The following is a 21,028-nucleotide window of genomic DNA, read 5'->3' as shown; positions in this document are numbered from 1 at the left end:
ACAACCTGAGGAGTCATAACCATGTTCAGTCATACCGCTACCACCAGCCGCCAGCTGCTTCGTCATTCAGACAACACCAACCTCCACCTGCACCGCGACGACACCTTTGAAGGCCGACGAATTATGGTCGATAAGGGCCCGTTCATCCGGGAGTACCTCTCACATCTGAAGCGCACTGTAGATCTGGCACTTGATCAGTATCCCAGGTCGCTGGCATTCAGAGTGGATCTCCACCTGCCGCGTGGGAGCGATCTACCTGACTATGTCTACACCAACGAGGTCATCAGCAGGTTCATCGAGTCCTTCAAAGCCAAGATTGAATACCACCGTAGTCAATTGCGTGAGCACAAGCTGCATGCTCGTGACTGCAAAGTCCGATACGTGTGGGCTCGGGAAGTGGGACAGGTCGGGAGGCCGCACTACCACCTGGTATTCCTACTCAATCGCGATGCCTACTACTCGGTGGGGAAGTTGCAATCAGCAAGACGAAATATGATCGCTCGTTTACAGGAGGCCTGGGCCAGTGCGTTGGGGTTACCGGTCGTGCTGGTCGAAGAGCAGGTGCATATCCCTGATAACGCGACGTATCGGATTGATCGAAATCCCCGTGAGCGAAAGGTGGCAGGAAGTAATCGCAAGGTTCTGGTGGATGAACTGCCTGAACTGTTCTATCGGGCCAGCTACCTGTGTAAGGCCGGTACGAAATCCTACGGGGATCGTCAGCGTGGATTCGGCACCAGCAGGGGATAAATCAAATATCTGGCCTTGCAACGAGAAGGGGGGCGCTTTTACCGACATACCCGGCTTGGCTGAGCAGTACATTCGTTTGTGGATGGGCTTGCTTTGACCATGGCTGCTAGGCCAGGACCTTTACTACCACCGGTTGCTTTTGTTTATGTGCAACTCATTTCCTAATTAGCTCTGGTTTGTCCCTGTCACCACCGTTATCATCATTTTTATCATGACTGATTAAACGGTTCAGACAAGGACATTGCTACATGCCGACGAGGGCGCCAGACGAGGCTTCACCAAACCAGCGCGAACGCCTATGGCAGATTGACTTTCTGACACGCTTCCGTGGTCAGGTTACAAGGCAGGATTTGGTGCAGCGCTTCGGTATTGCCTTGTCTAATGCCACCCGTGACTTCGCGCTGTATCGCCAGCTGGCACCACAAAATCTGGATTACGATCACAGCAACAAGGTTTATCGGCGTACTGACCACTTCCTGCCGCTGTTTACCTATGATCGCGAGCACACCCTACAGACGCTTACCTTGGGGCAGGGGTTAGGGTTGGAAGCCTGTGCACAGCCAATTCTTGTCGATGCTGCCCCAACGTTGAATCAACCGGACTTGGAAATACTGGCGGCGGTATCGCGGGCCATTTATGCCGGTGAAGCTTTATCCATCGCTTATGTCTCGATCAGTAGTGGTGAAACCATCCGCGAAATTGTGCCGCACAGCCTGGTGAATACCGGCCTACGCTGGCACACCCGCGCCTACTGCCGGACGCACGCTGAGTTCAGAGACTTTGTGCTGACCCGCATTACAGCCGTAGATGAAGCGGCTGCGGCGGTCAAAGGCGCAGTTGAATCCATAGCGCACGATCACGATTGGCAACGTATTGTCAGCCTCGAACTGATCCCGCACCCCAGGGCATCCTACGCCCGTGCCATCGAGCTGGATTACGGTCTCGAATCTGGGCAATCCATCAAGCGCTCAGTTCGGGCTGCAATGGGCGGTTATTTACTACGCCGCTGGGGAGTCGACTGCAGCCCTAAGGCAACGTTGAATCCCGATGAATATCAATTGGCGTTGCGGGATCCCAAATGGGTCGCAACCCAAGTCAGCCTGGCCATTTCCCCTGGCTTTACTGAAGAGGCCGGCTACTGATGAGCTCGACTGACTCCCAACAAAAATTCGGCTTCAAGTTCGGCCGCAACGGTGCTCACTCCGCCCGCACAATGATGCTGGCAGAAATTACCGAGCTGTTTCATGGGCGTGGCTTTGAGGCGACCCCCGCCCAGTACCAGGAAGACATCGAGCTATTTAACGTTTTGCATAAACCGACTGAAAAGGCACGAAAGCTGACCTGGCGTCACCTCGTCGACCTATATGGCATGGATACCCATATCCCACTTTTCCGGACATTCCGCCGTCTGTGGGAAAGCGACGAATCGGCAAGACCCATGCTCGCGTGTCAAATGGCACTCGCTCGAGACCCGCTGCTACGTCTCTCACAGGACAAAATCCTTTCGCTCGTGCCAGGCCAATTGTTGCCCCGTGAAGACATGGAGCAAGCGCTGGATGAGCAATGTCCGGACCGCTATAGCCCAGCGATGCTCAAATCTCTGGCGCAGAACGTCAACGGTTCTTGGACAAATGCAGGCTTTCTTCAAGGACGCAGTAAAAAGCACCGTGCCGAGCCGGACGTACGCCCGGTAAACGTGGTGTTTGCCTTGTTCCTCGGTTATCTGCAGGGAGCAACTGGCAACCGGCTATTTATCAGCGAATGGCTTCGCCTACTCGGCTGCCGCCAAGAACGGCTGTTGGAGTTGGCTCGCCAGGCCAGCTACAGCGGAATGATCAATTTCAAACACTCCAGTGAAGTGGTGGAAGTGACCTTCCCCGACTACCTGAGCAAGGAAGAGGAGTCCTGGTTGCATGAGTAACCGACTGAACCGACTTATAAAGAGCTACGCCAACCACATCAGCTTGCCCTGGATGAAGGGGTTGGCCAACGAGCAGCGGGTGTTGTTTGCCGTCTACCACAAAGAGGACGAGCTTAAGCTGCGCGCCAGGGTTGAAGAGTTTCGGCTGGCCACTGAAAGCGCCGGCCACCCCTGGTTGGAGCTGGATATCACCTGCCTGTTCTCTGATTGGATGGCCAAGCAGAAATACCGTGAAGACTACTTTGAAGAGCCAGACAGCCTAACGCCGAAGTACAAGACCTTCGTCCGCCAATCGGTGGAGGTGCTTGCGGAGCAAATCCAGACCAAGGCAGACGACAAGACCCTGGTCGCTTTGGTTGGCTGCGGCACTCTGTTTGGTTTTGCCTCGGTTTCCGATTTCGTGAAACAACTGGCTGAACATGTTCCGGGGCGCTTGTTAGTGCTATTCCCCGGCGAGTACATCAACAACGGCTACCGCCTGCTCGATGCTCGCGACGGCTGGGGCTACCAGGCCACCGCAATCACTGCTGAAAACTGAATACCAATGCATGCAGAATTTAACGCTCAGATTGGCGCAGTAAGCGCAAAGGGAGTAGGCACAGGATGTTGAACCGCGAGATTTACCAGCTCGACCCCCAGCAAAATCGTCTGGAAAACAACGGCGTCGCCGAAGTAAAGGATGACCAGTCAGCCCAGGCACTCAAGACCCTGCGCTACGAGCTGCAAACTTTCGTCTGCGATGGTGAGTACCAAGCCGGTCTCGACAAGATTCTGTCTGCTTACCTGCGCAATTTGGGCAGCCAGCACGAACAGCCTGGCGTGTGGATCTCTGGCTTCTTCGGTTCTGGTAAATCGCACCTGGCCAAAATGCTGCGTGCGCTGTGGACTAATCAGCCGTTCAACGATGGTGTCTCTGCCCGCGATATCGCCGATCTGCCACCAGAGGTCAAAGATCACTTCAAGGAGCTGAGCAACGCCGCCAACCGCCACGGCGGTCTGCATGCCGCCTCTGGTACGTTGGGCTCTGGTGCCAACAACAACGTGCGCCTGGCGCTGCTCAACATTGTGTTCAAATCCGCAGGCCTGCCCGAGCAGTACCATCAGGCCCGTTTTGTACTGTGGCTGAAAAAACAGGGTATTTTCGATCAAGTTAGAGGCAAGGTCGAAACAACTGGTGACAGCTGGGACGACGAGCTGGAAGACCTTTACGTTTCCCGTAGCATCGCTGGAGCGCTGCTTGAGGTGGACAGCACCCTGGGTAACGACGTCAAAGAGGTACGCCAGTTGCTGCGCGAGCAGTACCCCAATGTTCAGGACGTCACTAACCAGCAGATGGTCGATGCCATTTACGACGCCCTTGCTAAAGAAGGCCAGTTCCCGCTCACCTTGGTGGTGCTCGATGAGGTGCAACAGTACGTTGGCTCCGATACCGACAAAGCGCACCAGGTTCAGGAAGTAGTCGAAACCTGCTGCAAACATTCCGTCTTTCAAAACAAATTGCTGTTTGTCGCCACTGGTCAGAGCGCGCTGTCCGGCATGCCTAACCTGCAGCGCTTGCTTGGCCGTTTCCAAATTCCAATTCAGCTATCCGATACCGATGTTGAGTCGGTGATCCGCAAGGTCATCCTGCAGAAAAAAGCCTCGGCCAAGCCGCAATTGGAGCAGGTGCTGCAATCTCACTTGGGCGAGATTTCACGTCAGCTGCGCGGCACCAAAATCGAGCACCATCAGGATGACGAAAAAGTCATGCTGGCTGATTACCCCCTGCTGCCGGTACGCCGCCGCTTCTGGGAGCGGGTGCTGCGTATCGTTGATACCACCGGCACCGTCTCGCAATTGCGTAACCAGCTCAAGGTCATCCACGAAGCCGCCCAGGCCACCGCCGACCTGCCGCTCGGCCATGTGGTGCCGGCTGACTTCATCTACAACCAGATCGCAGTCAACCTGTTGCAAACCGGCGTCATCTCCAAAGAAATTGCCGAAACCATTGGTCGCCTGTCCGCCGGCGATGCTGACGATAAGCTCAAGTCGCGCATTCTCGGTCTGGTGCTGCTGATCGGTAAATTGCCTTCCGATCCGACCGCCGATTGCGGGGTGCGGGCCACCGCCGACATGCTGGCTGACCTGCTGATTGATGACCTCAATAACGGCAAAGACTCCATCCGCACCAGCGTGCCCAAACTGCTGCAGGCATTGGCCGACGAAGGCCTGGTTATGCCCATGCAAACCAGCATCGGCACCGAGTTCCGTCTGCAAACTCAGGAGAGTGCGCAGTGGTACGACACTCTTCGCCAGGAAGAAGCCGATATGCGCGGCAATATGCAGCGTATCGAAAATATCCGCGTAGACCTGTTGCACAAAGAGCTGCGCCGCCAGGTAGCTCAGGTGCGTCTCACCCAGGGCAAGTGCAATGAGCCGCGCCAGGTTATCCCTTGCTTTGACTCCGAGCTGCCCAAAGACGCCAAAGAAAAAGTCTACGCCTGGGTACAGGACGGCTGGAGTATTGATGAAAAGAGCTTCCTTGCCGATGCCCGCAGCCGCCAGCCGGGCGAGCCGACTATTTTCGTCTTTGTACCAGCGCGCAACCGCTCCGAGCTGACAAGCGCCATCATTGCTGAGAACGCTGCTCATGCCACTCTGGAAAAGCGCGGCATTCCCAATACCGATGCCGGAAAAGATGCCCGTAGCGCGATGGAAACCCGCTACCGCGATGCGCAAAAGCAGGTACAAGCATTGCTGCGCGAAATTTTCGACGGCGTGCAAGTGCTTCAGGCCGGTGGTAACGAAGTAGACGGCAACACTATTGCCGACCGTGTAGAAACTGCTGCTAAAGCCTCGCTGATTCGCCTCTACCGCGACTTTGATGCCGCTGACCATAACGGCTGGGGCAAGGTGTATGACCGCGCCAGCAAAGAGGGTGGGCAAAATGCCCTGGAAGCACTGAGCTACAGCGGTGATGCCGAGCAGCAGCCTGTATGCGCTGCCATTAAACGCTATATCGGTGTGTCGAAAAAAGGTAACGAGATTCGTGAGCACTTTCTGGCCGCCCCATACGGCTGGCCGCAGGACGCCATCGACGGAGGCCTCGCCATTCTGATGGCCACCGGCATTCTCATCGCCTACGACAACCGCAATAACCCGGTTACCGCCACAACGCTGGATCGCAAGCAGATCACTCAAACTAGCTTTAAGCCGGAAAGCATCACTATCCGCCCGGTAGACCTGATCAAAATACGCGGTGTACTCAGCAGCAGCGGCATCGATTGCCAGCCCGGTGAAGAAGCCAGCAAGCTGCCACTTCTAGCTGAAAAAGGCCGTGATCTGGCTAAGCGCGCCGGGGGGGAAGCCCCTCTACCGAAAACTCCCGACAGTCGTATTTTCGACGAGCTGGCGCGTCACTCTGGTAACGCACAACTCAAGCATGTGCTCGATGAGCTAGACGCCATCAAACAGGCGGTCAAGGACTGGGCCGATATTGCCCAGCGCATCGAAGCCCGGCGCACTGATTGGGCGCTGCTGAAAAACCTGCTCGACCTCGGTCGTGGTCTGTCTTTCCATCTCGCTATCCAGACCGAGGTGGATGCCATAGTCAGCCACCGCTCCTTACTGGATGACCCCAATCCGGTATCCGGCCTGGTCCAGCAACTGGTCAATAAGCTGCGCGATGCCATCCAGTTCCATGTGCAGGCCTATCAGGATCGGTATGCCGAGTGCCTGACCCAATTGCAAGCCGACAGCCACTGGCAGCAACTCAGCGAGCAGCAACAGAGCGACATCCTCGGCAAACGTAAGCTGCTTACCTTGGCGCAACCGGCACTGAACGACGCCGAGGCCATTATCGACAGTCTTAATGACGTCAGCCTGGAGCAGTGGACCGACCGCACCGATTCGTTGGCCAGTAAGTTCGATAGCGCTCGCATGGAAGCCGTGCTGCTGCTGCAACCCAAACTGCAGCGCATCAGCCTGCCGCGTAAAACCTTTGAGACCGAGGCCGATGTCGACACATGGTTGGCAGAGGTGAAACAACAGGTTCTTGATAAACTCAACGATGGACCGGTGACTTTCTGATGACTCGACAGCCCCTTGATAAGGCCCTGCGCCGTGCGCTGGAAGCCACCGTCGTCAAAGCCCGCGACATCGCCGAGCAAGCAGCTACCCAGGCCGTCAAACGACTGGGCGTGGGCGATGCTAAGCCGGCCGACTACCTGAGTGATGAACAGCGCAAGCTGCGCACCCGCCTGCGTGCCCATGGCCGCCAGTTGGGTGACAGCAAAGACGGCAACGGCCAACAGTCGATCCACAAGCTGGTCACCGAAGTCGCCTACGAACACTGGCACCGCATGTTGTTTGCGCGCTTTCTGGAGCAGAACAGTCTGCTCATGTATGACGATCATACCCAGCTGACTCTGGCTGAATGCAACGAGCTGGTGCAAGACCCGGATGTGGCCCGTGACGAATTGGAACGCCGCTGCCAAAGCGGTTGGGAGCTGGCCGGGGTACTGGCCTCGAAGATGCTGCCGCAGATCTTCCGCATCGACTCGCCGGTGTTCGAGCTGGATTTTGCCCCAGAACATCAGCGCAGCCTGGAGCAACTGGTGACTGGCTTGGCCTTGGAAACCTTTCAGGCCCAGGACAGCCTCGGCTGGGTTTATCAGTTCTGGCAGAGCAAGCGAAAAAAAGAAGTCAATGATTCTGAGGTTAAGATCGGCGCCGACGAACTTTCGCCAGTTACCCAGCTGTTTACCGAACCCTATATGGTCAGTTTTCTGCTCGATAACAGTCTGGGTGCTTGGTGGGCCGGCCAGCGCCTGAGCGACAGCGACTGGCAAAATGCGGGTAGCGAAGAGGAGCTGCGCGAGAAAGCTGCCATCCCAGGCGTGCCGCTAAGTTATCTGCGCTTTGTAAAAGATGGAGCGGCCCAGCGATGGCAGCCCGCCTCTGGCACCTTCGATGCTTGGCCTAAACAGCTGCGTGAGTTGAAAACCTTAGACCCCTGCTGCGGCTCCGGCCACTTTCTGGTAGCGGCGTTTTTGATGCTAGTGCCGATGCGCATGATGCTGGAAAGCCTCACTGCTCAGCAAGCCATCGACCGGGTGCTGAGTGAAAACCTGCACGGATTGGAGCTGGATCAGCGCTGCGTGGAACTGGCCGCCTTTGCGGTGGCGCTGGAAGCCTGGCGGTTTCAGGATGCCGGTGGTTACCGTAACCTGCCTGAGCTGCATCTGGCCTGCAGTGGCCTGTCCATTAGCGCCGCCAAAGAAGACTGGATGGCATTGGGTGGAGACAACGTAGCCCTTAGGTCTGCACTTGAAGAGCTTTACCGGCAATTCAAGGATGCATCGCTACTAGGGAGTCTTATCAATCCAGAAGTAAGTCTCGGAAAGGGTACGCTGCTCGAACTGCCGTGGGAAGAAGTTGGGCCGCTTTTAACCAAAGCACTGGGAGCTGAAAAAGATGACCAAAGAGTTGAAATTGAGGTCGTGGCTCAAGGTATCGCAAAGTCCGCGGAACTGTTGTCGAACACATACCACTGTGTCATGACCAATCCGCCATATCTAGGTGAAAAAAAGCAATCTGCTGCCTTGAGGGACTTCTCTAGAAAGAATTTCCCCGATGGCAGGGCTGATTTATCGACGACATTTGTTTTACGGGGTGAACAGTTTTGTGCAGGAAAAACACAATGCTTGGTGTTGCCCCAGAACTGGTTGTACCAAAGTTCATATCAGAATTATCGCCGTTCTCTCCTGAAAGATAGACGTATAAGACATCTCAGCCAGTTGGGGGCGAATGCCTTTGATGTGTCAGTAGGAGCGGATGTATTACTGTTAATACTTTCTGAGGGAGGGGAGTTTTTCAATGGTCAAGACTTAACTGATTGCAAAAATTCAGAAGGCAAATCCGAATCGCTAATGAGTTCAAATCTGACCATCCTGAATTCTAAAGTTGCAATCAATCATGGTGATGCAAGAATCTCTCTTCAGGAAAGAAATTTAGAATTACCAACATTAGAAAGTTATACAGCCTGCAGTGCAGGAATTTTGAATGGTGACACTCCGAGATTTGTAGCACTCCATTGGGAGGTAACTTCTTCTTATTATCCTGCATGGTCATTTTTTCAGAGAACTACCGATCACTCTAAACATTTTGGAGGAATGTCCAACATAATTTTATGGGAAGGTGGCTCCGGACAGTTGAGAAAGCTGGCTGTTGAACTGAAGGAGCGGCTTCATGATGCAGACCGGAGGGGAAATCAAGCCTGGGGAAAAAGAGGGATCGCTATAAGTCAAATGGGTAAGCTTCCCGCTTCAACGTATGTTGGCGACCTATATGACCAGTCCGTGGCAATGATCATCCCGAAATCGGATAAGTATTTACCTGCGATTAGTGCTTATTGTGAGTCTACTTACTACTCCGATGAGGTTCGTAAAATTGATAAAAACCTCAAGGTGACTGTGTCAACGCTGCTCAAAGTCCCCTTCGACCTCGACCATTGGATCAAGGTCGCTGCAGAGCAATACCCCAAAGGCCTGCCCCAGCCTTACACCAATGACCCCACTCAATGGATTTTCCACGGTCATCCATGTGGCTCGGTAACCTGGGACGAAAAAACCAAATGGACCGCTCACGGTGAGTTGCGTATCGATGACAGCGTGCTGCAAGTCGCCGTTGCGCGCCTGCTGGGCTACCGCTGGCCGGCGGAGCTGGGTCCGGAGATGGAGCTGGCCACAGAGCAGCGAGAGTGGGTACAGCGTTGCCTGAAGTTGGATCCCTATGTAGATGACGACGGCATTGTCTGTCTGCCTGCCGTGCGTGGCGAAAAGGCCGCCGACCAGCGCCTGGAAGCTTTGCTGCAAGCCGCCTATGGCGACGCCTGGACCACGCCGTTGAAAAACCGGCTGTTGGAAACCGTCGGCAGCAAGTCCCTCAGCCTCTGGCTGCGCGATAAGTTCTTCGAACAGCACTGCAAACTGTTCCAGCATCGGCCGTTTATCTGGCACATCTGGGACGGCCTCAAAGACGGCTTCAGCGCCCTGGTTAATTACCATAAGCTCGATAAAGCTGGCCTCGAACGCCTGATATACACCTACTTGGGCGACTGGATCCGCACCCAGCAAAGCGGGATGGCCAGCAGCGAAGACGGTGCCCAGGAACGCCTACTGGCCGCCGAAGCCCTTAAGCGCGAACTGGAAGCCATCCTCGAAGGCGAAGCGCCCTACGACATCTTCGTGCGCTGGAAGCCCCTGGCCGAACAACCCATCGGCTGGACCCCTGACCTCAACGACGGCGTGCGCCTCAACATCCGCCCATTCCTCAGCGCCCGCGCCGTCGGCAAAAAAGGCGCCGGTATCCTGCGCTGGATGCCGAACATCAAATGGACCAAAGACCGCGGCAAAGACGTCGAGTCTGCCCCGTGGTACACCCTCGGCCTGCAATACGACGAAGGCGAAGGTGCGCGGATCAACGATCACCACCTGACGCTGGCTGATAAGCGCAAAGCGAGGGACTGAATACATGGAACGTAAATGGACTGCAATGGACCCAGCAGTGGCGTTTTTCCCTGTCGCCTTGAAGCCGGTTTTTATTGAGGCAACAGGCCAGGGCGGCGACTTGTTTAATGCCTCGGCCTATCAAGCGTTACCTCGCCACCAGGCGGTGGTAGATATCGACGGCGGGAATGTCTTTGCCGTAGTGACCGAGGATTACCACTTGGTCACCAACCAGCAAGCCTATGAGCTGGCTGCAGAAGCGCTGAAGTCGGTGTTCGATTTCACCGCTCTGGAAGATATGGCGTGCCTGAATGTAACCATGCCCAAATCGCGGTCCTTCTGTCATATCGACCTGATCCACAAGGGCAGTGACTTTGAAGCCTGGGCCAACGAGCGCTGGGTGCCCTTTGTGCGCATTACCAACAGCTATAACCGCACCCGTCGCCTGCGTTTTGAAATCGGCTTTTGCCGTTGGATATGTCTGAATGGGCTGATATTCGGCGGTAAAAGCGTGGAAATCAGCTTTGCCCATACCAAGCAATTGCAAGATGGCATGCGCCGCTGGCAAGAGAACCTTGGTGACATAAAGGCTCTTGAGAAGCTATTTGTCGGCAAGCTACGCAACCTTCAGCGCTTCCATGTGCCTGCGTGCTGGATGCTGCCGTTGGCTTGCAAGGTGTTCGATGTGCGCCTGCCGAGCGACACCCCTATCAAGCCGCGCAGAGCCGATGAGCTGCGGCAGTTCCGCCAGGCTATTGCAGATTTGTCCAGTGACTACTTTGTGAAGATGGGCGAGCAGGGCTATGCAGTGCTGAATGTGCTGACCGACTACGCCAGCCGGCCGGTAGGTGTCATCTCACCGGAAACCATGATGGATGGTTTTCAGCATAAAGCGGGCGACTGGATTAATGACTTTGTCGATCAGATCGAACGGCGAGATTTCACCTTCGAAACCTATTTGGCTGACAACCTGGCTACAGCGGAGGCCATCGCCAAACTATGATCAAGTCCGTCTACAACTACCCAGTTTCCACTCTGCTCGATATCGAGAGCGGGGTGGTGTATGCCATACCGCGCTACCAGCGTGAGTACACCTGGAGTCGTGCGCAGTGGGATGCGCTGTTCGAGGATCTGTTGGATAACGAGCTGCATTACTTCCTCGGCTCGATCATCTGCATCAACCAGTCGCAAGATGCCCTGACGGTGCAAAGCCTGGAACTGGTCGATGGGCAACAGCGCATGACCACGCTGTCTTTGCTACTGGCCGCGATTTATCAGAGTTACCGTACCCTGCCGAATCTGGGCATGGATCAGCAGATTGAACTGCATAACCTTAAGCACAAGCTGGTGCTGAAGAAAAAGCAGGATCAGGCACGTCTGATCCCTCAGGTGCAGAACAACAACCAACAGGACTACTTCGCGGTGCTCGGCCAGACCGGGATTTTGGACGATGTGGAGACTGTGCCGAATGCCGGTAATCGGCGGGTGCTGAAAGCCTTCCGGCATTTTATCAGCCGCATTGAGCTGTACCTGGAGCACTGCGCTGACCCCATTGCCAGCTTGCAGGCTCTGTTGGAAAAAGTTAACACCGCCACCCTGGTTAAGATCGAGGTCGCCGGGCATTCCGATGCCTATACTCTGTTCGAGTCGCTGAACAATCGCGGTGTACCGCTGACGGCCATTGACCTGATCAAGAACAAGTTACTGGCAGTTCTGGAGTCCAAAGACTCCGGCAGCATCGACAAGCAGTACAACCGCTGGAAGAAGGTGATTGACGCTCTGGGTGATGACTACGCCGTGCAGGAGCGTTTCTTCCGCCAGTATTACAACGCGTTCAAACCCGATTTGAAGGATGTCGTTTCAGTACCGGTGGCTACCAAGTCGAACCTAATGCAAGTGTATGAAAAGCTGATCGCCCATGATGCCGAGGGCTTTCTGCACACCATGATTCGTCTGTCCAACAGCTATGCCCAAATTGTTGGCTACCGTGCTGTACCTGAGCAGCCCAAGCTCTCCAGCCTGCTGCTATCGCTGGACCGCATCCAAGGTGCCGCCGCTTATTTGCTGCTGATGGTGCTGATGGAGCGCCAAACCGAGCTGGAACTACAGCATGAACACCTGGAACAGGTTGTGGGTTTCCTGATTGCCTTCTTTGTTCGCCGCAACACGACCGACCTGCCGCCTACTCGTGATCTGACCCGTATTTTCATGGATGTGGCTGAGGCGATCCTGGCGCTGCGTGCTGGCGATGTGGTCAATCATATTCAGCACAGGCTCAAAGCCGATAGCGCCAGTGATGAGCAGTTCGAGAAAAGCCTCAAAGGTCCAATCTACGAAGACAACAAGGCGGTCTGCCGCTTTGTGCTCTGCGCCCTTGAAGAAAGCCGTATGACCCGCGAAACCCAGGTCGATCTGTGGGCACTGAAAGGCAAACAGTACGTTTGGACCATCGAGCATATCTTCCCCCAGGGCGAAAACATTCCCAGCTGTTGGGTGCAGATGATTGCCGATGGCGATGCTAGCTTGGCCGAGCAGCACCGGCAGACCTACGCCCATTGCCTGGGCAACCTGACTATATCTGGCTACAACAGCGCACTGGGCAACAAGAGCTTTGAAGAGAAGAAGAGCCGCACCGATAGCCAAGGCCGCAAGGTGGGTTACAACAACGGCCTCTATCTGAACCAAGCACTGGCTACAGAGAGCAGTTGGACCGTGGAGAAGCTGAAGGCGAGGACTGAGCAGCTGGTGCAAGAGGTGCTGGGGAAGTATCCGTTGGTGGTTACTGCGACATGACCCAGGCCTTTAACGAATTCCAAGGAATGCCATGAAACTGATCGATTTGCTGGCCGCCGAGATCCGCGGAAGCGCAGCCTACAACACCAATGTGCAAGTCGCGCCCAGCGTGATCCTCTGGACAGACAAGCTGTGCCAGTGGGCGCCCGCACTGCCTCTATTACAGGCCGCAATGCCGGAGCTGATCGTGTTGGGTGAGTATGCGCCCGAGAAGAAGACCGGGCCGGCTATTTGGATCAAGTGTGTGGTCGATGGCGTTCTACCTGAAATCGTATTGCCGTCTGATCGAACTCCGATAGTGTATTTGCCAGGCGTGGAGCGCCGCGATTTGCGCGCTATCGGTTCTTGTCCGGATGCCCTTAAACCGCTAGCAGAGCTGCAATATCGAGGCTGTTGGTGGATCTACAGCAACTCAGGTCGAGACTGGACGGTGAATGCCTTCCTGGTTTCCAGTAACGGTGGCGCAGGACTAGATGTCGCCAAAGACGAAAAAGCCCAACAGGCCATGCTGCGTGTTCTGCCTGAAATTCTTGAAAATGAGCGCGAAGAACTGAGCAACCGACGCCTAGAGGCGGCAGACTTCAATAAGCTGGTAAGCAGCGACCCGGTGCGTGATCTGCTCAGTTGGATGAATGACAGCAAGAGCTGCCGTGAGCGCTGGGATGCCTCGCGTTGGCAGGCCCTGGCCGGTATCTGTGAAACCGAGTATCACTTCAGCCCTGAGCAAGATGGTGTGCTAACAGCTGCCGAGCTGCTGTGCCAGCATCAGGGTATTTGGCACAGTGTTTGGCAGCGTTACACAGAGTCTTGTCAGCATTACCCGCATTTGCCGGAGTTGTTGCTGAAAGTGCAGCCGGATCTTGCTGCTGATGGCGCTAGCTATCCCGCTATCAATGCCAGTGAAGAGAAAGATCTCGAACTATCACTCCAGCAATTGTTGCAAGGAGGATGCGATAAGGCCCGGCAGAGCCTTAAGACTCTGGAGCAGAGGCATGCTAAGCGGCGCAGTTGGGTATGGTCAGAGCTTGATCTGGCTCCTTTGGCAGGCGCGCTTGGCCACTTGAGCCAGGTGGCTGAAAAAACGGCCAAGGTGTTTTCAGGTTCTGATGCGGATGAAATGGCCGTGCAGTACCGGGAGCAATATTGGCAGGCAGACGATCAGGTACTCAAAGCCTTGGCTTGCCCATTACCCGCGAGCCAACAAGTGTTGGTGCAGCAAGTTCTGGCGCTGATTTACACGCCATGGCTGGATGAGGTGACACGCAATTTCCAAGGCTTGGTCCGGTCGAAGGGGTATCCGGGCAGCAACCAGGTCAATGAAGCCACAGCTGAGTATGCGGTGGCTGGCGAGGTGGTTTTCTTTGTCGACGGCCTGCGTTACGACATTGCCCAGAGACTGAATCAGGCGCTGCAGCACTTGGGTGATGTGCGGCTCTCGGCAACTTGGGCGGCCTTGCCTTCGGTAACCGCAACAGCTAAAGCGGCGATTACACCGGTGCATGATCGCCTGACCGGCAGAACCACTGACCGCGATTTTGAGCCCAGCTTACTGGACAACGATACGGACTTCTCTAGCTACTACCTGAAGAAGTTTTTGCAGGAAAAAGGCTGGCAGTATTTGGAAGAGGGGGATTCGGGCGACCCGACTTCCAATGCCTGGGTACAAAGCGGCGATATCGACAAAGAAGGTCATGTAAAGGGTCTAAAGCTGGCTGCCCGGATTGATACCTTGCTGGCTGAGGTGCAGGAGCGGGTTGAGGAGCTTCTGGCTGCAGGTTGGCGCAAGATCCGTATCGTCACCGACCACGGTTGGATGCTGACCCCAGCATCTATGGCCAAGGTCGAACTGGCCAAGCATTTAACTGAAACTCGCTGGGGCCGCTGTGCGGTTATCAAAGACTCTGTCGACAGTGGTTATCAGCAGGTCGGTTGGTACTGGAACAGCGCTGTCAGCATCGCCATGGCCCCAGGCGCCTGTAGCTTCAAAGCCGGACAACACTACGACCACGGTGGTCTGAGCTTGCAGGAATGTTTGACGCCGGTGATTGAAGTTCGCAGTACACAGAGTCCCGCCACGAGCGCTACCACCTCGGCCACGCTTTCTGATCTGCGTTGGCTTGGGCTCACGTGCAAGATCCAGGCGCAGACTGCATCCGAGTCTGTGATGGCAGTGCTCAGAACGCATGCGGCCGATGCAGGCTCTGAAATAAGTAAGCGCAAGCCCCTAAAAGATGGAAAGTGCAGCCTGATGGTCGATGACCAGTACGAACATACTTCCGCCGTGCTGGTGCTGCTGGATGAGCAAGGCAACGTTTTAGCGAAGCTACCGACGCTGGTAGGAGGCGAATAAGTGGAATTGGACTTATTAGATAACAAAGCGGCCTCGACCTTTGAAGGCTACATCGTGCGCAAAGATCTGGTTAGGACCTTTGCCCGCCAATTTCCGGTTCCGACCTATGTTGTCGAATTTATGTTGGGCAGGTACTGCGCCTCTACCGATCCTGTTGAAATTGAGGAGGGGTTGGAGATCGTCCAGCGACAGCTCTCGGATCGCACTGTGCGTGCTGGCGAGGAGGAACTGTTTAAAGCGCGCGCGTATAAAACTGGCTCGGCCAAACTGATCGATATTGTCAGCGTGCGCTTTGTTGAAAAAGAAGGTGGCTACCTTGCCTCGCTACCCAGCTTGAACCTCAGCCGAGTTCGCATCCCAGATAAAGTTGTCGACGATAACGAGCGTCTGCTGACCGGGGGCTTCTATGCTGAGGTGACGCTAACGTACGACAGCGTCATTGCGGAAGAGAAAGGCAACGCCTTCGGTATTGCCGAGTTGCGCCCCATCCAGATGTCCAATCGCAATGTGCTGGACGTAATGGCCGAGGCACGAACTCAATTCAGCAGCGAAGAGTGGCGGGATTTTCTGGTTCGCTCGATCGGTTTGGAACCAAGTGAGCTCTCACAGCGTGCCAAGGACGCCATCCTACTGCGGATGGTTCCGTTCGTTGAACGCAACTACAACATGGTTGAGCTTGGGCCGCGTGGCACAGGTAAGAGTCACTTGTTCCAGCAAGTTTCGCCTTATTCCCACCTGATTTCCGGCGGCAAAGCTACCATCGCCAAAATGTTCGTGAACAATGCCAGCGGCCAGCGCGGCCTGGTGTGTCAGTACGACGTGGTCTGCTTTGATGAGGTTAGCGGCATCTCTTTCGATACCAAGGAAGGGATCAACATCATGAAGGGCTACATGGAGTCGGGCGAGTTTAGCCGAGGTAAAGAGAGTATCCGCGCCGACGGCTCCATGGTGTTTGTCGGCAACTTCGATGTCGATGTAGAGCACCAGCAGCGAGTGGGTCATCTGTTTGGCCCGCTGCCTGCGGAAATGCGTGACGACACGGCCTGGATGGATCGCATCCATTGCTACCTGCCTGGCTGGGATGTGCCCAAAATGAATAAAAATCTGACCACCGACCATTTTGGTCTGGTCAGTGATTTTTTCTCCGAATGCATGAGCCGCTTGCGTTTTCAGAGTCGTGTGTCCGCTATGCAGAATCGCGTTCACTTAGGCGGGGCGCTGAGTGGGCGGGACACCAACGCGGTTAACAAGACCGTCTCAGGTCTGCTCAAGCTGATGTCCCCGGATCCGGAAATGGCTGTGTCCGACGAAGATCTGGAGTGGGCAACCCGTCTGGGTTTGGAGGTGCGCCGTCGAGTCAAGGAACAGCAAAAGCGCGTTGGTGCCGCCGAGTTCCGCAACACGCATTTTAGCTATTTCATTGGTGCCGACGGCGTGGAGAAGTTTGTTGCCACACCGGAGCTGCGCGCTAACAACGAAATTGGTGATGATCCACTGGAGCCAGGCCAGATCTGGGCTATCAGCGAAGGCGGTGCCGATATCGACGATAACGCCGGCCTCTATCGCATCGAGGTGAATGAAGGCCCAGGCTCTGGTGTGCGCATTCTCAATAACCCGGCCCCCGCAGCGTTTAAAGAATCGCTGCGCTATGCAGAGCAGAACCTGTATTCCAGAGCAACTCAACTCATTGGTGACCGCGATCCACGTGCCCACGAATTCTCCGTGCAGCTTAGAGGTTTCGACGCCTCAAAGCGCGGCTCCAAGCTAGGCATGGCAGCGCTGATTGCCATGTGCAGCAGCCTGCTTAAAAAGTCGGTTAAGGGCGGTCTGATCGTAGTCGGCGAAATCAACCTGGGTGGTTCCATCGAGCCGATCAGCAGTGCTGTAAATATCGCTGAGCTGGCGGTTGAAAAGGGAGCCAGTGCGCTGCTGATGCCGGTAACCGCTAGGCGCCAGTTGTACGACCTATCTGATGACATGGCGACGAAGATCGACATCCAGTTCTACCAGGATGCGCGTGATGCGTTGTTGAAGGCGATTGTTGAGTAGGTTCGGTGTCGAACAAGTCAGACATGAATCTGGGAGTATCGGCAGTCAGAGTGCGTTGAATAAATGAATCGTTCCCAGGAAATCTTCCCAAGAAAAGGATTTTCACTATGAAACAAGACGAAGCCGAACAACTCCTTAAAGTCGCTATCGCCGATCAGGGTGCAAAGTTCCGGGACGGGCAATGGGAGGCCATTGACGCCTTGGTGAACCAGCGCAAGAAAATGCTGGTTGTGCAACGTACAGGATGGGGCAAAAGCTCCGTTTACTTCATCAGCACGCGCATCCTGCGCGAGCGTGGGCAGGGGCCGACGATTATCATCTCGCCCTTGCTGGCGCTGATGCGTAACCAGATAGAGGCGGCTCGCCGACTTGGCATTTGTGCGATCACCATCAACTCAACCAATCCACATGAGTGGGAGCAGGCTCGCCGAGCTGTACTCGCCAATCAGGTTGACTGCTTATTGATCTCACCGGAACGACTGGCGAACGATGGCTTTATGGAAAATATCCTGCAGCCCATCGCGGACCGTATTGGGCTGATGGTGATTGATGAGGCGCACTGTATTTCGGACTGGGGGCACGACTTCCGGCCAGACTACCGGCGCATCGTTAATATTCTGCGTTTCCTCCCAGCCAATACGCCGGTGCTGGGTACTACGGCCACAGCTAACGACCGGGTGGTTAAAGACATTCAGGCGCAGTTTGGTGATATCGCTATCGTGCGCGGTACCTTGGTGCGAGAAAGTCTAGCGCTGCAGAATCTGCGAATATCTGATAAGGCGACACGTCTGGCATGGCTGGCGGAGAATATTCCAAGGTTGCCCGGTACAGGCATTATTTATGCCCTTACTCAGCGTGATGCCGATCAGGTGGCGCGCTGGCTACGGGCCAAGGGGATTCAGGCATCGGCCTATCACAGTGATGTATCGCATCAGCAATTCGCCAACAGTGACCAGTACCGTCAGCATCTAGAGGATGCGTTGCTGGCAAACGAGATGAAGGTGTTGGTGGCTACTTCGGCGCTGGGCATGGGATATGACAAGCCGGATCTCGGTTTTGTCATCCACTACCAAGCACCAGGCTCAATCGTTGCTTACTATCAGCAGGTAGGGCGTGCTGGGCGTGCTATTGATTATTCGCTGGGCCTGCTGATGTCGGGTGACGAGGATGAGAAGATTCATGATTTCTTCCGGCGTTCGGCTTTCCCACCCTCTGGCCAAGTTCGGCACTTGCTGGGTGTACTTGCTGATTTCGATGGGCTGACGCTCCGGGAGTTGGAGGAGCACAGCAATCTCGCCAAAGGGCAGATTGAAAAAATCCTTAAAATTCTTAGCGTGGAAAACCCTGCACCGCTGATTAAGGGAGGCAGCAAATGGTACCGAACTCCAATTCATTTCGACTTGGACGAGGATCGTATTCAGCAACTCACTGAATTACGTGAGCGTGAGTGGCTGCAGGTCAAAGCCTATCTTGATGAGCCCCGTTGCCTGATGGCTTTCTTGCGCAGTGCTTTGGATGACCCTGAACACGCGGATTGCGGTAAATGTGCCAACTGTATTGGTAAAGCTTTAGTGCCCGCCGATGTGGATAGCAAACTTCTCGTGCATCAGGCTGCAAGATTTATTCGGCAAGCTGAGCTCCCCATTAAACCCAAGAAAGAAGTCGCTAAGGACGCTTTCCGTCAATATGGCTTTCCGTTCAGACTGCCGCAGGAGCTGCAGGCGCATGAGGGGCGTGTACTCTCGCAGTGGCGCGATGGTGGTTGGGGAGAGCTGGCTGCAGACGGCAAGGACATCGGACATTTCGATGAAGCATTGGTACAGGCCATGGCCGAAATGATTCGAGCTCGCTGGCGGCCGACTCCTGAGCCCGCTTGGGTGTGCTGCGTGCCCTCCCTTGGGCATCCAACCTTAGTTCCTGATTTTGCTCGCAGGCTCGCTGTTGCTCTGGGTGTCCCATTTGTCGACTGCATTAGTAAGATCAAGAAAAATGAGCCACAAAAGTGGCAGAACAATCGTTTCCATCAGTGTCGAAATCTTGATGGGGTGTTCGCAGTAAGCGAAAGCATCCCTTCCGGTCCAGTACTATTGATCGATGACATGATCGATTCGGGCTGGACTATGACGGTTATTGCTGCACTGCTTCGGCGGGTGGGCAGTGGACCGGTTTATCCGCTAGCAATCTCCTCTACGGCAAGTAAGACATGATCAATACCACGACTCAGGCCATTCTGCTGCTGACTTCCTACTTCTCGAAGTCAGTAGGCGACGCAAAGCCGCTTACCCCTACTGAGTGGGGGCGCTTTGCAGTCTGGCTCAATGAGCAGGGAAAGACCCCCGCTGATCTGGTTACATCCGAGCCGTGCGGGGTGTTACAGGGATGGCAGGATGACAAAATCTCGCTGGAGCGAATCGAGCAGTTGCTTGGGCGTGGTCATGCGCTGGCGCTGGCGCTAGAGAAATGGAGTCGTGTGGGAATATGGGTCCTAACCCGCTCGGATGCCGACTACCCCAAACTACTTAAGCATCAGCTACGAAACAGTGCGCCGCCTGTGTTGTTTGGATGCGGCAATGCGCGCTTGCTTAATCAGGGTGGCGTATCTGTAGTCGGTGCTCGCAATGCAAGCGAGGCTGATCTGGATTATGCCAAGGCATTGGGGAGACGAATTGCTGTTGCTGGGCAGTCTGTGGTCTCCGGTGGTGCTCGCGGAGTAGATGAGGCTGCGATGCTGGGCGGATTGCTCCAGGAGGGAACGGTTATAGGTGTTATGGCGGATAGCTTGCTGAAAGCTGCAATGGCCAGTAAATGGAGGCAGGGGTTGATGAATAACAATCTCGTGTTGGTTTCTCCGTTCTATCCCGAGGCCGGTTTCAATGCGGGCAATGCCATGGCCCGTAACAAGTACATTTACTGTCTGAGTCGCGCTGCGGTTGTGGTTCGTTCCGATATCAAGGGCGGAACCTGGAGCGGGGCCATTGAAAATTTGAAAAAGGCTTGGGTGCCTCTTTGGGTAAAAAGAGACCAGGATACTCAGTCCGGTAATCGGATGCTCGTGACTGAAGGTGGACAATGGTTGGATGGCGAGGCTGAGCAGTTAGATGTGCAGGCTTTGTCTATGCCCCTTAATTCAACAACCCCACGGACTTTTGATAGCGAGGCTGTTTCCACGGAAGTTGAGCTATCTAGTCTGAGCCATACCAGCACAGAAGCAGAGTTACAAACTTCACTAGTAACTGCCCCGTCCCGGGAAAAAACCAAAGCATCGGATGAAAGTTCTCTTGGTCTTGCCGAATTGAGCTTTTATCAGTTTTTCCTTGAGAAGCTGAAACGCCTTGGGCGAGCAGCGACGATTGATGAGCTGGTTGCCCAATGGGAGTTGCCCAAGAAGCAGATCACAGAGTGGCTTAAGACATCAGTCGATGAGGGGGCAGTACAGAAATTAGCCAAACCGGTGCGTTACCAACATCTAAAAGTTTCGAACGCTGAGAGTCAACCTCGCGCAACTTCAGATAGTGCTTCTGCCGGTCAAATGGGGCTCGGCCTCGATTGATCGCCGAATCCCATGAGGACGTGCGTAGCGGCACTTTCCTGCAGGCTGAGTACTGATATCACCTGCATGTATACCGGCACTGCAGCAGCGGAATACAAGGACCCGACAGGCAAAAAGAAAAGTTCAGA

General features: G+C 55.0%; 12 protein-coding genes. All 12 read left to right on the top strand.

The features are described from left to right. Positions 1-21 precede the first annotated feature (21 nt). Positions 22-750 carry an inovirus Gp2 family protein gene (locus KFS80_RS05320; protein ID WP_125970736.1) on the top strand — a complete coding sequence of 243 codons (729 nt, stop codon included), beginning with the start codon at positions 22-24 and terminating at the stop codon, positions 748-750. Positions 751-998: 248 nt separating this feature from the next. Further along, on the top strand, positions 999-1,892 hold the full coding sequence (locus KFS80_RS05315) for a helix-turn-helix transcriptional regulator (protein ID WP_125970735.1): 894 nt from the start codon (positions 999-1,001) through the stop codon (positions 1,890-1,892). Beyond that, positions 1,892-2,671: a hypothetical protein gene (locus KFS80_RS05310; protein WP_125970734.1), complete on the top strand. Its 780-nt coding sequence runs from the start codon at positions 1,892-1,894 to the stop codon at positions 2,669-2,671. The genes KFS80_RS05315 and KFS80_RS05310 overlap by 1 nt, the downstream gene beginning before the upstream one ends. Further along, on the top strand, positions 2,664-3,209 hold the full coding sequence (locus KFS80_RS05305) for a BREX protein BrxB domain-containing protein (protein ID WP_125970733.1): 546 nt from the start codon (positions 2,664-2,666) through the stop codon (positions 3,207-3,209). The genes KFS80_RS05310 and KFS80_RS05305 overlap by 8 nt, the downstream gene beginning before the upstream one ends. 65 nt (positions 3,210-3,274) lie before the next feature. Continuing rightward, the gene (gene brxC / locus KFS80_RS05300) at positions 3,275-6,739 is read left to right on the top strand and encodes a BREX system P-loop protein BrxC (RefSeq protein ID WP_125970731.1); all 3,465 of its coding nucleotides are present in this window, start codon (positions 3,275-3,277) and stop codon (positions 6,737-6,739) included. After that, positions 6,739-10,179 (top strand): Eco57I restriction-modification methylase domain-containing protein, encoded by a 3,441-nt coding sequence (locus KFS80_RS05295; protein WP_125970729.1) that lies wholly within the window; start codon positions 6,739-6,741, stop codon positions 10,177-10,179. The genes brxC and KFS80_RS05295 overlap by 1 nt, the downstream gene beginning before the upstream one ends. 4 nt (positions 10,180-10,183) lie before the next feature. Next, complete coding sequence (locus tag KFS80_RS05290) at positions 10,184-11,161, top strand: DUF932 domain-containing protein (protein WP_125970727.1); 978 nt, start codon at positions 10,184-10,186, stop codon at positions 11,159-11,161. Continuing rightward, positions 11,158-12,951 (top strand): DUF262 domain-containing protein, encoded by a 1,794-nt coding sequence (locus KFS80_RS05285; RefSeq protein ID WP_125970725.1) that lies wholly within the window; start codon positions 11,158-11,160, stop codon positions 12,949-12,951. The genes KFS80_RS05290 and KFS80_RS05285 overlap by 4 nt, the downstream gene beginning before the upstream one ends. Before the next feature lie 31 nt (positions 12,952-12,982). Further along, entirely contained in the window at positions 12,983-15,301 is a 2,319-nt protein-coding gene (pglZ, locus tag KFS80_RS05280) for a BREX-1 system phosphatase PglZ type B (protein WP_125970724.1), read from the top strand. Continuing rightward, positions 15,302-17,350: a protease Lon-related BREX system protein BrxL gene (brxL, locus tag KFS80_RS05275; RefSeq protein WP_125970723.1), complete on the top strand. Its 2,049-nt coding sequence runs from the start codon at positions 15,302-15,304 to the stop codon at positions 17,348-17,350. A gap of 107 nt (positions 17,351-17,457) precedes the next feature. Beyond that, positions 17,458-19,557: a RecQ family ATP-dependent DNA helicase gene (locus tag KFS80_RS05270; protein WP_125970722.1), complete on the top strand. Its 2,100-nt coding sequence runs from the start codon at positions 17,458-17,460 to the stop codon at positions 19,555-19,557. After that, positions 19,554-20,900, top strand: coding sequence for a DNA-processing protein DprA (locus tag KFS80_RS05265; RefSeq protein WP_125970721.1), 1,347 nt, complete (start codon positions 19,554-19,556; stop codon positions 20,898-20,900). The genes KFS80_RS05270 and KFS80_RS05265 overlap by 4 nt, the downstream gene beginning before the upstream one ends. Positions 20,901-21,028 lie beyond the last annotated feature (128 nt).

The sequence above is a fragment of the Pseudomonas rustica genome, assembly GCF_018336155.1.
Taxonomy (GTDB): Bacteria; Pseudomonadota; Gammaproteobacteria; order Pseudomonadales; family Pseudomonadaceae; genus Aquipseudomonas; species Aquipseudomonas rustica.
Note: the sequence above shows the minus strand (reverse complement) of the source record. Positions and strands in the feature narration are given on the sequence as shown.

Coding starts and splice junctions, on each gene's coding strand:
- brxC (WP_125970731.1), top strand. CDS start 3,275: ATGTTGAACCGCGAGATTTACCAGCTCGACCCCCAGCAAAATCGTCTG.
- KFS80_RS05270 (WP_125970722.1), top strand. CDS start 17,458: ATGAAACAAGACGAAGCCGAACAACTCCTTAAAGTCGCTATCGCCGAT.
- pglZ (WP_125970724.1), top strand. CDS start 12,983: ATGAAACTGATCGATTTGCTGGCCGCCGAGATCCGCGGAAGCGCAGCC.
- KFS80_RS05285 (WP_125970725.1), top strand. CDS start 11,158: ATGATCAAGTCCGTCTACAACTACCCAGTTTCCACTCTGCTCGATATC.
- KFS80_RS05320 (WP_125970736.1), top strand. CDS start 22: ATGTTCAGTCATACCGCTACCACCAGCCGCCAGCTGCTTCGTCATTCA.
- KFS80_RS05295 (WP_125970729.1), top strand. CDS start 6,739: ATGACTCGACAGCCCCTTGATAAGGCCCTGCGCCGTGCGCTGGAAGCC.
- KFS80_RS05315 (WP_125970735.1), top strand. CDS start 999: ATGCCGACGAGGGCGCCAGACGAGGCTTCACCAAACCAGCGCGAACGC.
- KFS80_RS05310 (WP_125970734.1), top strand. CDS start 1,892: ATGAGCTCGACTGACTCCCAACAAAAATTCGGCTTCAAGTTCGGCCGC.
- KFS80_RS05265 (WP_125970721.1), top strand. CDS start 19,554: ATGATCAATACCACGACTCAGGCCATTCTGCTGCTGACTTCCTACTTC.
- KFS80_RS05290 (WP_125970727.1), top strand. CDS start 10,184: ATGGAACGTAAATGGACTGCAATGGACCCAGCAGTGGCGTTTTTCCCT.
- KFS80_RS05305 (WP_125970733.1), top strand. CDS start 2,664: ATGAGTAACCGACTGAACCGACTTATAAAGAGCTACGCCAACCACATC.